The sequence below is a fragment of the Methyloversatilis sp. S146-33 genome (genome assembly GCF_059552495.1).
In genome coordinates this window covers 341,161-354,380 of sequence record NZ_JCANOT010000026.1, presented here as the reverse complement: position 1 = coordinate 354,380, position 13,220 = coordinate 341,161, and the positions used below count along the sequence as shown (strand labels likewise).

12 protein-coding genes are annotated in these 13,220 nt (G+C 69.1%); 5 read left to right on the top strand and 7 right to left on the bottom strand.

The window, feature by feature from the left end; genetic code table 11:
- Together msrQ and AC51BJ_RS11180 are read left to right on the top strand one after the other, a co-directional pair.
- A complete protein-coding gene (msrQ, locus tag AC51BJ_RS11185; RefSeq protein ID WP_430435397.1) occupies positions 1-636 on the top strand; it encodes a protein-methionine-sulfoxide reductase heme-binding subunit MsrQ in 636 nt (211 codons plus the stop codon).
- A 70-nt stretch (positions 637-706) separates the two neighbouring features.
- Positions 707-1,297, top strand: coding sequence for a YqaA family protein (locus AC51BJ_RS11180; protein ID WP_304004403.1), 591 nt, complete (start codon positions 707-709; stop codon positions 1,295-1,297).
- Positions 1,298-1,299: 2 nt separating this feature from the next.
- Here the strand turns inward: AC51BJ_RS11180 and AC51BJ_RS11175 are convergent, their stop codons facing one another.
- The 6 genes from AC51BJ_RS11175 to bioB all read right to left on the bottom strand — a co-directional run bounded on the left by AC51BJ_RS11175 (position 1,300) and on the right by bioB (position 8,616).
- A complete protein-coding gene (locus AC51BJ_RS11175) occupies positions 1,300-2,016 on the bottom strand; it encodes a PEP-CTERM sorting domain-containing protein (RefSeq protein WP_496280259.1) in 717 nt (238 codons plus the stop codon).
- A 32-nt stretch (positions 2,017-2,048) separates the two neighbouring features.
- On the bottom strand, positions 2,049-5,144 hold the full coding sequence (locus AC51BJ_RS11170) for an ExeM/NucH family extracellular endonuclease (RefSeq protein ID WP_496280258.1): 3,096 nt from the start codon (positions 5,142-5,144) through the stop codon (positions 2,049-2,051).
- 137 nt (positions 5,145-5,281) lie between these two features.
- Positions 5,282-6,478, bottom strand: coding sequence for an MFS transporter (locus tag AC51BJ_RS11165; protein ID WP_496280257.1), 1,197 nt, complete (start codon positions 6,476-6,478; stop codon positions 5,282-5,284).
- Positions 6,475-6,645, bottom strand: coding sequence for a hypothetical protein (locus AC51BJ_RS11160; protein WP_430435402.1), 171 nt, complete (start codon positions 6,643-6,645; stop codon positions 6,475-6,477). Before AC51BJ_RS11160 ends, AC51BJ_RS11165 begins: the two co-directional genes overlap by 4 nt.
- Positions 6,642-7,562 carry a methyltransferase domain-containing protein gene (locus tag AC51BJ_RS11155; protein WP_496280256.1) on the bottom strand — a complete coding sequence of 307 codons (921 nt, stop codon included), beginning with the start codon at positions 7,560-7,562 and terminating at the stop codon, positions 6,642-6,644. Before AC51BJ_RS11155 ends, AC51BJ_RS11160 begins: the two co-directional genes overlap by 4 nt.
- 73 nt (positions 7,563-7,635) lie before the next feature.
- On the bottom strand, positions 7,636-8,616 hold the full coding sequence (gene bioB, locus AC51BJ_RS11150; RefSeq protein ID WP_304026828.1) for a biotin synthase BioB: 981 nt from the start codon (positions 8,614-8,616) through the stop codon (positions 7,636-7,638).
- Between the two features lie 71 nt (positions 8,617-8,687).
- On the opposite strand from bioB, the gene AC51BJ_RS11145 reads away from it, so the two are divergent.
- A complete protein-coding gene (locus tag AC51BJ_RS11145; protein ID WP_496280255.1) occupies positions 8,688-9,398 on the top strand; it encodes a ComF family protein in 711 nt (236 codons plus the stop codon).
- 30 nt (positions 9,399-9,428) lie between these two features.
- Here AC51BJ_RS11145 and AC51BJ_RS11140 read toward each other — a convergent pair whose 3' ends face one another.
- Positions 9,429-10,349 carry a LysR family transcriptional regulator gene (locus AC51BJ_RS11140; protein WP_496280254.1) on the bottom strand — a complete coding sequence of 307 codons (921 nt, stop codon included), beginning with the start codon at positions 10,347-10,349 and terminating at the stop codon, positions 9,429-9,431.
- A 170-nt stretch (positions 10,350-10,519) separates the two neighbouring features.
- Here AC51BJ_RS11140 and AC51BJ_RS11135 point away from each other — a divergent pair, with 170 nt between their 5' ends.
- Together AC51BJ_RS11135 and AC51BJ_RS11130 are read left to right on the top strand one after the other, a co-directional pair.
- Positions 10,520-12,682 carry a xanthine dehydrogenase family protein molybdopterin-binding subunit gene (locus AC51BJ_RS11135; RefSeq protein ID WP_496280253.1) on the top strand — a complete coding sequence of 721 codons (2,163 nt, stop codon included), beginning with the start codon at positions 10,520-10,522 and terminating at the stop codon, positions 12,680-12,682.
- 79 nt (positions 12,683-12,761) lie between these two features.
- A complete protein-coding gene (locus AC51BJ_RS11130) occupies positions 12,762-13,220 on the top strand; it encodes a (2Fe-2S)-binding protein (RefSeq protein ID WP_296813707.1) in 459 nt (152 codons plus the stop codon).

Below are 13,220 nucleotides of genomic sequence, written 5' to 3'. Positions count from 1 at the left end.
ATGCGCGAGCGCGCCTTCAGCCCCGACCGTGTGCAGTTCGCCTGGATCTGGCGCGCGGTCTGGGCGGCCTGCCTGCTGCCGCTCGCGCTGCTGGTCGCGGGCGGTCTGCGCGACGCGCTGGGCGCCAATCCGATCGAGTACATCACGCGCGCCACCGGCGACTGGACACTGCGCCTGCTGCTGCTCACGCTGGCGGTGACGCCGCTGCGCCAGCTCACCGGCTGGCACTGGCTGGTGCGACTGCGCCGCACGCTGGGCCTGTACGCCTTCTTCTACGGCTGCCTTCACCTCACGACCTATGTCTGGCTGGACCAGTTCTTCGACTGGCCGGGCATCGTCGCGGACATCGCCAAGCGCCCCTTCGTCACGCTGGGCTTCGCCGCCTTCGTGCTCATGCTGCCGCTGGCGATCACCTCGACCAACGGCATGATCCGTCGCCTCGGCGGCCGCAGCTGGCAGCGCCTGCACCGCGCCGTCTACGCGGTCGGTGTGCTCGGTGTCGCGCACTACTGGTGGCTGGTGAAGAAGGACCTGACCGAACCCATCGCGTACGCGTTCGTGCTGGCCACGCTGTTCGCGTTGCGCCTGTGGCACGGCCGCCGCATGCGGCGCACGCTGGAAGCGCAGGCCGCCTGAGGCGGATGCACGGCGGCCGCCCGCCGGGCGCCGGTATCATGGCGCCCGATCCTTACACGGAATCGTCCGCGTGAACATCTTCTCTCCGCTGTACACGCGCGCCATGCAGTGGGCGCGCCACCGTCGCGCGCCCTGGTTCCTCGGCGCGATGAGCTTCGCCGAGTCGTCCTTCTTTCCGATCCCGCCCGACGTGATGCTGGCGCCGATGAGCATGGCGGCGCCACGGCGCGCGATGTTCTACGCGCTGATCACCACACTCACCTCTGTGGCTGGCGGCCTGTTCGGCTACCTGATCGGCGCCTTCGCCTTCGACCTGATCGAGCCATGGCTGCGCGACAGCCGCTACTGGGCCAGCTACGAAACCGCGCAGCAGTGGTTCGGCGACTGGGGCTTCTGGGCCATTTTCGTCGCCGGCTTCTCGCCGATTCCGTACAAGGTATTCACCATCGCCGCTGGCGCCATCTCGATGGCGCTGCTGCCTTTCACGCTGGCCTCCATCATCGGCCGTGGCGCGCGCTTCTTCCTGGTGGCCGGGTTGATGGCCTGGGGCGGCGAAAAAATGGAGGCGACGCTGCACCGCTACATCGATCGCCTCGGCTGGGCCACCGTGCTGCTGGTGGTGATCGGTGCAGCGGCCTGGAAGATGACGCGCGGCGCCTGAGCTCAGACGCGCCGGCGGGCGCTGGCGACGATGACACCAAGACCGCCGAGCAGCAGCGCCCAGCCCGACGGCTCGGGTACCGGCGTGACGCTCAGGTTGTCGATCGCCAGTGCGCTGGTCGCCGTGTAGTCGCCGACATCGACGATGCCGAAACCGAGGCGGACCGCACCGGACTGCGTGAACACGTATTCGAAGGTCGACAGGTTGCTCTCGCGACGGAGAGGCGTGGTCGGCGGGAAGGGCGCGTCCGACTCGTCGGCGATGCGGATGACCTGATCGCCGACCAGCAGGAAAGCGTAATCCGGCAGCGGATCGACATAGGGCTCGGAGGTGGCGAACAGCCAGTCGAAACGCAGCGTATCGCCGGCGCTCACCGTCAGTTCGCGCCACATCGCCGAACCTTCGTAGGCGAAGCCGTCGGCAGTATCGAGAGCCCCGGGAGCGAGACCGATGCGGCTTTCCAGCCCGTCGGCGACGCCGACCTCGACCGCAGTGATGCCGGAGAAATTGAATACGCCGGCCGGCAGCGGATCGTCGTCCACCTCGGTCAGCGAGGCGGTGGTCAGGATGTAGCCACCCTGGTTGGACACGTCGCCGGCAGTGGACCAGCCGTTCAGGTCGCCTTCGAAGCCATCCGAAAAGGCGGCTGCGCTGGCGGCACCGCTCACCAGCACGAGGCCGGCCGCGATCAGGTTGCGCACGAGGGCGTGGGTTTTCATGGTGTGTCTCCGGCGGGTATTCGGGAAAGGACTCAGTAGGCGAAGTTCTGGCCGCTCAGCTGGCCGGGCTGCACACCGCTCAGCGTGACCAGCGTGCGCGGCAGACCGGCGCCGGCAAAGCCGTCACTGTCGATCTGCACCAGCGTGCCAGCCGCGTTCGCAACGAGGCGCAGATGGCCGGACTGCTGCGGATCGCCGACGATGCCCAGGCTGGCCAGCAACGCGCGCAGATCCAGCACGTCCTGCGCCGGCGCGAAGTCGGTGATGAGGTCGGCCGCGTCGCGCATCGACTGATAGACGAAGGTGTCCGCACCGGCACCACCGGTCAGCGTGTCCGCGCCAGCGCCACCGGTGATCACGTCGTCGCCGGCACTGCCGTTCAGGCGGTCACGACCGGCCGTGCCGGCAATCTTCCTCTGCAGCGACAGCCCGATCACCACCGGGTCGTGATCCGACGACCGGTAGGCGTGCGGCGCGTACAGGTCCTGCGGCTTGAACTCGGTGTTGTAGTCGATGACGAAGGGCTCGTCGGTGTTGATGTGCCAGTGCGCGATGCCGCTGGTCTTCGCCGCCAGCGCAGGCGTGGCCAGCGCGTGGTCGAGCGCACCGCTCTCGCCGTCGAAGGTGTAGCTGTAGGCCAGATCGATGCCGGCGGCCAGATTTACCATGCCTGCCGCAGTCAGCGCATTGACCGGGTCTTCCTTCCCGTAGGCGTTCAGGTCGCCGATCACCAGCACGTCGGCGGCGCCACTGCTCGTCGTCAGTTGCTGCACGAAGGCGTTCAGCGCAGCGGCCTGCTGCACGCGCAGCGGGTTCCAGCAGCCCTGACCGTCGCCCTGGTCCGCCTCGACGCCGGCTGCATCGCCGCAGGACTTCGACTTGAAGTGATTGACGACGACGCTGAAGCGTTCGCCATTGATGGCGGCGAAGGTCTGCGCCAGCGGCGGACGGTTGTGGATGGCGGCGGTATCGCTGATCGCCGCGCCCACTGTCGTCACGCGCGCCGGCTTGTAGATCATCGCCTGGCGGATGGCATCGCCGCCGCTGCCGCCGACCGGCACGCCGACTGCGGCGTACACATTGGCGCCGTAGGCTGCGTTCAGCGCCGACACCAGATTGTTCACCGCGGTCTGGCCATTGTTCTCGATCTCGATCAGACCCACCACGTCGGCGTCGATGGCGCGCAGTGCGGCGACGATCTTGGCCTGCTGGCGCGAGAATTCGAGCGCGCTGTCGGCGCCGCGGCAGTCGCTGCGCGTACCAGACGGGAAGCACGACGCGCCGGCCTGATCGACCGTCGTGAAGTAGTTCAGCACGTTGAAGCTGGCCACCTTCACGTTGCCGCCGACCGGCGCCGGTGCGGCGGTACGCGGGTTGCTGCGCTCGAACACCGGGGCGACGGTGGGGTGGATCTTGTAGTCGCGCGGGCCGTCGCCGGCAGCGGTGATCAGGCCGTGGTCGATCACGCCGGTCAGCAGCTGCACCGTATCGCCGGCGCGCAGCGTGTCATCGGCGCCGATGAAGGGAATCGGGTTCGGATTCTGCGCAGTCGAACCGTCGTCGAGCACGATGCGGCGGCGTGCATTGGCGTCACGCAGCGCAAGCGCTTCGGCGCTGCCGGCGACGTGGCGGTTGGTCGGAATCTCCAGACGCCCGTCGGCGGACAGCGTCACCTGGCCGTAGCGCCCCTGGAAGTAGTTCTGCGACACGGTGAGCGGCGACGCGATGCGCACCAGCATGCCTTCGTAGCGCTCCAGCTCGCCGTCGAACGCTTCCGGCAGCACGACGTCGGTCGGCTGCACGCTGACGCCGCTGCCCAGCACCTGGACGGCGGTCGGCGACACCAGTTCGGTCACCGTATTGAACTCGGTCACGCCGGCGCTCAGGCGCAGCCGCTGACCGACCTGGGCGGTATTGCCCGGCGCGTAGACGAAGATGCCGTCCGAGGTGGCGACGTCACCATCACCCGCTTCGTCCTGCAGGTAGTAGCCGGACAGGCCGGGGAACACGGCGGTGACGACGCCCTCGGTGGTGACCGTCTGGCCGTTCAGCGGACTGGCGTTGCCGCTGCCCTGGATGGCCGGAATCGGCGTGATCGCCGCGGCTGTGGCGACGGTGATGTCGACCGTGCAGTCGGCGCTCTGTGCATCGTCATTGGAGAAACGCAGGCCGATGACGTAGCTGCCGGCGGCGGTACCCGCGGCGACGGTGACGCTGGCCGACGCGCTGGCGCCGTCGCCGGCGGCGGGCGTCAGCGCGCCGAGCGTGATGCCGTCCGGCAGGCTGCCGTTCAGGCTCAACGCATTGACCGTGCTGTCGGCGTCGCTGGCCGACACATTCACGCTGCCGCCCTCGCCCGCCTGCAGGCTGAGCGCGGGGCAACTGGTGACGATGGGCTGATTGACGCCGTCACCGTTGCCACCATCGACCACGATGTTGTCGATGCCCACCCATTCGTCGTTGCCCACGGCGTTCGTCGTGATGATGCGCAGCTGCAGCAGCGGCTGGTTGTCGGCCGCAGCCGGCAGCGTCACCGACACCGGCGTCACCTTGCCGGCCAGCGACGGACCTTCGGTCGCATCGGCGACGAAGGCGGCCGGCACATTGACGAAGCTGCCGCTGTTGCCGACGCGGTACTGCAGCGCCACCGGCTGGACCGCGTTGTCGGTCGAACCGTCGAGGTCGCGCAGGTCGTAACGCACCGTGATGCCGCTGCGGCCGGTGGTGTCGAGAGACAGCAGCAGGAAGGGCGCATCGGCCGTGCCGGAACCGGTCAGCGCGAGCACCGGATCAGCCAGGTGAAATTCGGTCACACCGCCGGTGGTGAAGGTGTCCGGACTGGTCTGGTTGGCATTGACGTCGATCGGGGTGCTGCCACCATCGGCGACGAGGGTCTGCGGATCGGCACCGGTAGCGCCGGTCAGCCCGTCACCGCGGTAGCCGATGACACCCGGCACGGCCGACCAGTCGTCGTTGCCGACGACGAGGCCGATGTTCGACCAGTCCTGAGCAAAGGGCAGTGTTTGCGGCGTGCTGTCGGCGAGTACCGGCTGGCTGAGCAGACCGGCTGCGGCAAGCGCGAGAACGAGGGTGCGCGGCAGCACCGGGCGAACGATAGTCGATGACATGTGGAAATCCGGTCGAGATGGCTAGCGTAGCCCAAGCACCCGCGGCATGCGGAACCTGGACACGGAAGGACATCAGACTAGAGCGTCAGCATGACCGTCGCGTGGCTGCGAAAGCCCGCTGAGATGATCCGAAGGAACTACGCCGACCGGCGTCCGAACATCGCCCACAGCAGACAGCCCGCACCCAGCGTGCCGAAGCCGAACATCCAAGCCAGCGGGACGGTCGTACCGCCAGCGAGATCGAGCGCGGCACCGAATACCAGCGGCGCGACGAAGCCGGCGCCGAAGCCACCCAGCGAGTACAGCGCCATCGCCGCGCCGCGCTGCGCCACTGGCGCGGCGTGGACCAGCCCTGCGGTGAGAGAGGCCGAATCGGCCATCACGGTCACGTTGTACAGCGACAGCAGGATGAGCAGCAGCCACCACGGCCCGCCGGCCGCGGCCCCGGCGACCCAGCACATGAGGCCGGAGGCGATCATCATCCAGACGATCCAGCGCTGGCGACCGATGCGGCTGGCCGCCTCGTTGCCCAGTATGCTGGCCGGCTGCCCCAGCAGCATGACCAGCGCCGCCGCCTCGGTCGGCGAAAGCCAGGGCGCGCTCGCCGACAGCGTCCAGCCAAACGCGATGAAGGCGACCAGCCAGGAGCGCAGGCCGAACAGTTCCCAGCAATGCACGGCATAGCCGCTGACCAGGCTGCGCACGCGCGGATGCGCCAGCACCGGACCGAAACGCGGCAACCAGCGCGCCTCGTGAGCGGCCGGCGGCGCGACGTGACCGACGCGCAACCAGACCAGCGCGGCCGCCAGCAGCGGACCGATCGCCATCAGCGCCACCGCGATGTGCCAGCCGAAGTGACGGCCAAGCACGCCGGCCAGCAGCAGCGCGGCGCTGGTGCCGATGCCGAAGCTCGACGTGTAGAAGGCGATGTGGCGGGTACCGGCATCGTGCGGCACGCGGTCGGCCAGCACGCGCAGGCCGGGCATGTAGCAACCGGCCAGCCCGGCGCCGCTGAGCGCCTGGAAGAAGGCGGCGCTCCACAACCCGTGCGCGGCGAAGGCGAAGCCGATCATGCCGAGCGCCATCAGCAGGTTGGACAGCACGAACACCCGGCGCGCGTCGACGCGGTCGGTGGCGCCGGACAGGAAGGGCACGGCCACCATGTAGCCGAAGAAGAAGGCACCGCCGATGAAGCCCGCCTCGGCGCCGCTGAGCGACCACAGCGCCGACAGCTCGGTCAGGAAGGACGGATAGGCGGCGAGGCTGGTCATGCCCAGCACCTCGGCCGCGCACATCAGCAGCGTCAGGCGCGCGGTGCCGGCGGTCGCACTCACTCGTCGCGCGATTTCAGCCAGGCCGCCTTCTGGCGGGCACGGCCGGCCTTCTTGTCGGTGCGCGCGTGCTCGCCGCCCTTGCGCATCAGCGCCGCCGTGGCCAGCGGATTACGCGGCTTCAAGGTGCGCCGCTTGCTGCTCAACCGGGCAGCCGACCTCTCGTTCATCGCCGGCCTCTGCGCTCGAACTTGATGATGGCGCGACCGTCTTCGGTCTGCTTCGGCTCGCCGCGCCAGGCGTGTCCGTAGATGATTTCCATGGTCGCCGGCAGACGGCCGTCGTCGAGCCGGCGCAGCAGTGCCGCGTCCAGCCTTTGACGCGCGCGCGGCGTCAGCAGCCCGCGCGGGCGCGCGGCCAGCGCGGCCAGGCTGCCGGTGTCGACCAGATCGCGATAGAGGTCGGCCGGCGACGCGAAGGTGAGCGTGATGTGCTCCATGTCCATCACCGGCTCGGCGAAGCCGGCCTCGACCAGCATGTCGCCGACGTCGTGCATGTCGATGAAGCGATGCGCCCGCCCGGGCAGTCCCGCCTCGACCAGTGCCGCGCGCAGTTCCTGCAGCGTGTCCGGGCCCAGCATCGAAAACATGAACAGGCCGCCGACGCGCAGCGTACGCTGCACCTCGCGCAATGCGCCCGGCAGATCGGGCAGCCAGTGCAGCGCCATATTGGACCACACCATGTCATGACTGCGCGGCGCGATCGGCAGCCGCGCGATGTCGGCCTGCACGACTGCGGTCTGGCTGCCGCCCAGCACGCCGGGCAGCCAGCGGCGCCAGCGCGGCGTGCGGGTGGCCGCCTGTGCCAGCATCGCTGCCGAGCGGTCGAGGCCGGTCATCAGCGCGTCGGGGTAGCGCGCGCGCAGCGGCTGCAGGTCGGCGCCGCTGCCACAGCCCAGGTCGAGCAGGCGCTGCGGCTTCAGCGTGACCAGATCGAGCCGCTCGGCCATCCGCCGGGCGACCTCACGGTGCAGCACCGCGGCGCTGTCGAAACGTACGGCGGCACGCTCGAAGCCGCGCGCAACCGCGCGGGCATCGAGCGCGAAATCAGGCGGAACGGACGAGGTGATTGCCGACTCCTGAGGCATTAGACGACCCTCCTGTCGCTGCGCGACACCTCCCCGAGGGAGGGCTGAGCGCCTTCGGGCGGCCGAGCGGCGCTCACGTCGAACGGATACCCAGCCGCTCGAACAGCCTGCGATCGTTCTCGGCCTGCGGATTGCCGGTGGTGAGCAGCTTGTCGCCGTAGAAGATCGAATTGGCGCCAGCGAGGAAGCACATCGCCTGCATTTCGTCGCTCATCAGCTCGCGGCCGGCCGACAGGCGGACATAGCTCTTCGGCATCGTGATGCGTGCGGCGGCGATGGTGCGCACGAACTCGAACGGATCGAGATCCGGCGTATCGGCCAGCGGCGTGCCCTCGACCTTGACCAGATTGTTGATCGGCACCGATTCCGGCGGCGTGTCCATCGACGCCAGCGTGGCGATCAGGCCGGCGCGCGCGCGGCGCGATTCGCCCATGCCGACGATGCCGCCGCAGCACACATTCATGCCGGCTTCGCGCACCGCTTCCAGCGTGTCGAAGCGGTCTTCCTGGGTGCGCGTGCCGATCACCTCGCCGTAGTAGTCGGGCGCGGTGTCGATGTTGTGGTTGTAGTAGTCGAGGCCGGCTTCCTTCAGCTTTTCGGCCTGACCCTCGCGCAGCAGACCGAGCGTGGCGCAGGTCTGCAGACCGAGGCCCTTCACCGCCGAAATCATTTCGGCCACCTTCTCGACGTCGCGGTCCTTCGGGCCGCGCCACGCCGCGCCCATGCAGAAGCGGGTGGCGCCGGCGTCCTTCGCGGCACGGGCCGCTTCGAGCACTTCGTCGATCGGCATCAGCTCCTGGCTGGTGACGCCGGTGTCGTAGCGCACCGACTGCGGGCAGTAGCCGCAGTCTTCCGGACAGCCGCCGGTCTTGATCGACAGCAGCGTGGACCGCTGGATGGCATTGGCATCGAAGTTCTCGCGATGTACCGTCTGTGCGCGGAACATCAGATCGGCAAACGGCAGTGCGTACAGCGCCTCGACCTGTTCGGTGGTCCAGCGCTGGGGCGCTTGCGAACGGGAGGACGGCGGCAGATGGATGACCTGGGTGTGCATGGGTACAAGACGGGCGCACGCGAATGCGCCGGAACGGCGAAGCCGCCATTTTCTTCGAAAACAGGTCCTTCATGTTGCAGCGCGTGATCGGAGGCACGGCGCGCCGTGTGCTTGACCTGCTGCTGCCGCAGGACTGTCGACTGTGCGGCCTGCCGGCCGGCAACGCTCTGCTGTGCGCCGGCTGCCACGACGATCTGCCGCGGCTGCCGGCCGCGCACTGCCCGGTGTGCGCGCTGCCGGTGCCGACGGCGCAGGTGTGCGGCCGCTGCCTGAAGCAGCCGCCGGCCTTCGACGCGACGCTGGCCGTGTGGGCCTACGCCGAGCCGGCGGACGGGCTGATCCACGCGCTGAAGTTCCGCGCCCAGCTGCCGCTGGCCGGGCTGTTCGCCGACGCACTGCAGTCGCTGGGCCTGCCGCCGGCCGACCTGCTGCTGGCGATGCCGCTGCATCCGCGGCGGCTGGCCGAACGCGGCTTCAACCAGTCGGTCGAGATCGGCCGCGTGCTGGCTCGGAATGCAGGGCTGCGCTTCGACGCCTTCGGCCTGGAACGCCTGCACGACACGCCGCCGCAGCGCGACCTCGCCTGGTCACAGCGCAGGCGCAATGTGCGCGGCGCCTTTGCGCTGCGCGCCGAGGTCGCCGGACTGCATGTCGCGGTGATCGACGACGTGCTCACCACCGGTGCCAGCCTGCACGAGGTCGCCCGCGTGCTGAAGGCGGGCGGCGCGCTGACGGTGACCAATCTGGTGCTGGCGCGCACGCCAAGACTGCGCGGGCGCTAGCGGACTGTCAGAGCCTGCCGTGAGGACACGCTAGCGCGCCTCGTTCGCCTGCTGGAAGTAGTCGATGAAGGCGCGCAGACGTTCCGGCATCTGTGCCCGGCTCGGGAAATACAGGTGTATCGCCGACATCGGCATCGCGACACCGGTCAGCACGGCACGCAGCGTGCCGCGCGCAAGATCGTCGGCCACCAGCGAATCCAGCGTCTGCACCATGCCCAGCCCGCGGCGCGCCAGATCGATTTCGGCGTCGGCGTCGTTGACGATGTAGCGGCCATCGACCTCGACCTCGAGCGGCCGGCCGTCGCGCTGGAATATCCAGCGCATCGTGCGACCGCTCGACGCGTAGCGGTAGCGCACGCATTCGTGGCGGCCGAGATCGTCCACCGACAGCGGCGGCGGACGCTGCGCCAGATAGTCCGGCGCAGCCACGGTGATCATGCGGTTGGGCCCGCCGATGCGCACCGCCACCATGTCGGCCTCTATCGTGTCGCTCATGCGCATGCCGGCGTCGAAGCGCTCGGCCACGATGTCGGCCAGGCCATCATCGAGCGCCAGTTCCAGTTGCACGTCCGGATGACGCACGGCGAATCCGGCCAGATGCGGCGCGATCAGCACCCGGTAGGCCGGGCGCGGCATATTGATGCGCAGCGTGCCGGTGACCCGGCCCTGCGACTGGGCCAGGCTGTCCAGCGCCGCCCCCAGTTCATCCAGCCCGACGCGCACGCCGTCGTAGAAGCGTTCGCCCTCTTCGGTCAGCGACACGCTGCGCGTCGTCCGGGTGAGCAGGCGCACCCCCAGCCGCTGTTCAAGCGTGCGCACGCTCTGCGACAGCGCCGATGCCGACACGCCCAGTTCGGCCGCCGCCCGGGTGAAGCTCGCATGCCGCGCGACGCATTCGAAGGCGCTCAGCGCCGGCAGCATGGCCGGCTCCAGTTTGAAGTTCTGCTTCATATGGCTTGAAAGATTACCCAGTCGATCTAAAAAAACAAAGCGACTATGTTTCGCACTGTGTCGTGCGCAAAGCAAGCGCACACCCTGCCCAGGTGAGCGAGCGCAACGACGCCTCGCTCCGATGCGTCGCTCGATTCGCCCGCGGGCTTCCGCGGTACGGAGGGATCCCCATGAACATGATTGCCCCCAGCACCGGCCTGAGCCGGCGCAGCTTCCTGAAGCTGGGCGCGGCCGCCGGCGGCGGCCTGCTGATCGAACTGAACCTGCCGGGCGCACGCGCACTGGCCGCCGACGGTGCCCGTTTCGAGCCGAATGCCTTCATCCGCATCGATCGCGACGGCGTGGTCACGCTGGTGATGCACAAGGTCGAAATGGGCCAGGGCACCTACACCGCCATTCCGCAGCTGATCGCCGAAGAACTGGACGTGCCGCTGGACGCGGTGCGACTGGAGCATGCGCCGCCCGATCCGAAGTACGCCGACCCCATCATCGGCGCCCAGATCACGGGCGGGTCGACCTCGATACGCGGCGCCTGGAAGCCGATGCGCGAAGCGGGCGCCACCGCGCGCACGTTGCTGGTCCAGGCCGCGGCGAAGAAGTGGAATACCGATGCTGCCAGGCTCATCACGCGCGACGGTGCGGTGATCGACGCAGCCGGCGGGCGCCGCGCCGGCTACGGCGAACTGGTGGATATCGCCGCCACTCTGCCGGTACCGGCCGCCGTGACGCTGAAGGACCCGAAGGACTTCCGCCTGGTCGGCAAGCCAGTGCGGCGTATCGACGCCGCCGGCAAGGTGAATGGCAGCGCCCGCTTCGGCATCGACGTCGTGCTGCCCGGCATGAAGGTGGCCACCGTCGCCGCTTCGCCGGTGTTCGGCGGCACGCTGGCCGGTGCCGACGAAGCGGCCGCGCTGAAGGTGAAAGGCGTGCGCCAGCTGGTGAAACTGGACAATGCGGTGGCGGTTGTGGCCGACCACATGTGGGCCGCCAAGCAGGGTCTCGCCGCCTGTGCGCCGCGCTGGAAGGACGGCGCGCACGCCAAGCTCGATACCGCGCAGATCTTCGCCCACCTTGAGAAATCGTCGGAAGGTCCGGGCGCGGTCGCTCACAAGACAGGCGATGCGGCGGCCGCGATGAAGACCGGCGCACGCCGCATCGACGCCATCTACCGCCAGCCCATGCTGGCGCACGCGACGATGGAACCGATCAACTGCACGGTGGACCTGAAAGCCGACGGTCTGGACGTCTGGGTCGGTACCCAGGTGCCGGGCATCGCGCAGGCGGTGGCCGCGCAGACGGCCGGCCTCAAGCCGGAACAGGTGCGCATCCACAACCACCTGCTGGGCGGCGGCTTCGGCCGCCGGCTGGAAGTCGATTTCATCGCCCAGGCGGTGGCCATCGGCAAGCAGGTGCGCGGTCCGGTCAAGGTCGTATGGACGCGCGAAGAGGACATCCAGCACGACATGTACCGCCCGCCCTATCTGGACCGCATCAGCGCCGCGCTCGACGCGAAGGGCATGCCGGTGGCGTGGACGCACCGCATCGCCGGTTCTTCCATTATGGCGCGCTTCTTCCCGCCGGCCTTCAAGGACGGCATCGATCCGGACGCTGTCGACGGCGCGGTCGAACTGCCCTACGTCATTCCGGCCATGCAGGTCGAGTACCAGCAGGTCGAGCCGCCGGCGGTGCCGACCGCCTTCTGGCGCGGCGTCGGCCCCACCCGCAACGGCTTCGTGGTCGAAGGCTTCATCGACGAGCTGGCGGCGGCCGCCGGACAGGACCCGGTGGCCTACCGCCGCGCGCTGATCAAGGACACCCGCACGCGCGCCGTGCTCGACCTGGCGGCGGAGAAGTCCGGCTGGGGCACGCCGCTGAAAGCCGCGGCCGGCACGCGCGCCGGCCGCGGCATCGCGCTGATGCACGTGTTCGGCAGCCGCGTCGCCCAGGTCGCCGAGGTCGAGGTGAATGCCGACAACGAAGTGCGCGTGCGTCGCGTCACCTGTGTCATCGACTGCGGCTTTGCGGTCAATCCGCTCACCGTTGCGGCGCAGATGGAGGGCGGCATCATGTTCGGCCTCACCGCCGCGCTGTGGAACGAGATCACGCTGGCCGACGGCCGCGTGCAGCAGAGCAATTTCCACGACGTGCGCATGATGCGGATGAACGAAGCGCCGCGGATCGACGTCCACATCGTGCCCAGCGCCGAAGCGCCCGGCGGCGTCGGCGAACCCGGCACCTCGGTGGCGATTCCGGCCGTGGTTAACGCGGTGTTCGCCGCCACCGGCCAGCGCGTGCGCACGCTGCCGATCGCCGGCCAGCTGAAGACCACCTGATTTCCATTTGAACTGCGGGCGCTGCCCGCGCATTCCAACCACCACCGGCGGCCCGACCGCCATCGATGAGGGCTCAACCATGGCAACGATCAATCTGAATGGCCGCGACGTCGCGGTCGACCTGCCCGACGACACCCCGCTGCTGTGGGCGCTGCGCGACGGCCTGAACATGACCGGCACCAAGTTCGGCTGCGGCATCGCCATGTGCGGCGCCTGTACGGTGCACGTCGACGGCCAGGCCACGCGCTCCTGCGTGACGCCGCTGTCGGCCGTCGCCGGCAAGAAGATCACCACGATCGAATCGGTCGGTGAAGCCAAGGTCGGTGCCGCCGTGCAGGCCGCCTGGCAGAAGCTGGACGTGGTGCAGTGCGGCTACTGCCAGTCCGGCCAGATCATGTCGGCCACCGCGCTGCTCGCTTCGAACCCGAAGCCGACCGACGCCGACATCGACGCCGCGATGAGCGGCAACGTGTGTCGCTGCGCCACCTATGTCCGCATCCGCGCGGCCATCCACGAAGCCGCCAAGTCCCTGGCCTGA

What these genes read in the sequence shown, in the direction of transcription:
- msrQ (WP_430435397.1), top strand. Translation starts at nt 1, where the DNA reads ATGCGCGAGCGCGCCTTCAGCCCCGACCGTGTGCAGTTCGCCTGGATC.
- AC51BJ_RS11175 (WP_496280259.1), bottom strand. Translation starts at nt 2,016, where the DNA reads ATGAAAACCCACGCCCTCGTGCGCAACCTGATCGCGGCCGGCCTCGTG.
- AC51BJ_RS11170 (WP_496280258.1), bottom strand. Translation starts at nt 5,144, where the DNA reads ATGTCATCGACTATCGTTCGCCCGGTGCTGCCGCGCACCCTCGTTCTC.
- AC51BJ_RS11160 (WP_430435402.1), bottom strand. Translation starts at nt 6,645, where the DNA reads ATGAACGAGAGGTCGGCTGCCCGGTTGAGCAGCAAGCGGCGCACCTTG.
- AC51BJ_RS11155 (WP_496280256.1), bottom strand. Translation starts at nt 7,562, where the DNA reads ATGCCTCAGGAGTCGGCAATCACCTCGTCCGTTCCGCCTGATTTCGCG.
- bioB (WP_304026828.1), bottom strand. Translation starts at nt 8,616, where the DNA reads ATGCACACCCAGGTCATCCATCTGCCGCCGTCCTCCCGTTCGCAAGCG.
- AC51BJ_RS11145 (WP_496280255.1), top strand. Translation starts at nt 8,688, where the DNA reads ATGTTGCAGCGCGTGATCGGAGGCACGGCGCGCCGTGTGCTTGACCTG.
- AC51BJ_RS11140 (WP_496280254.1), bottom strand. Translation starts at nt 10,349, where the DNA reads ATGAAGCAGAACTTCAAACTGGAGCCGGCCATGCTGCCGGCGCTGAGC.
- AC51BJ_RS11135 (WP_496280253.1), top strand. Translation starts at nt 10,520, where the DNA reads ATGAACATGATTGCCCCCAGCACCGGCCTGAGCCGGCGCAGCTTCCTG.
- AC51BJ_RS11130 (WP_296813707.1), top strand. Translation starts at nt 12,762, where the DNA reads ATGGCAACGATCAATCTGAATGGCCGCGACGTCGCGGTCGACCTGCCC.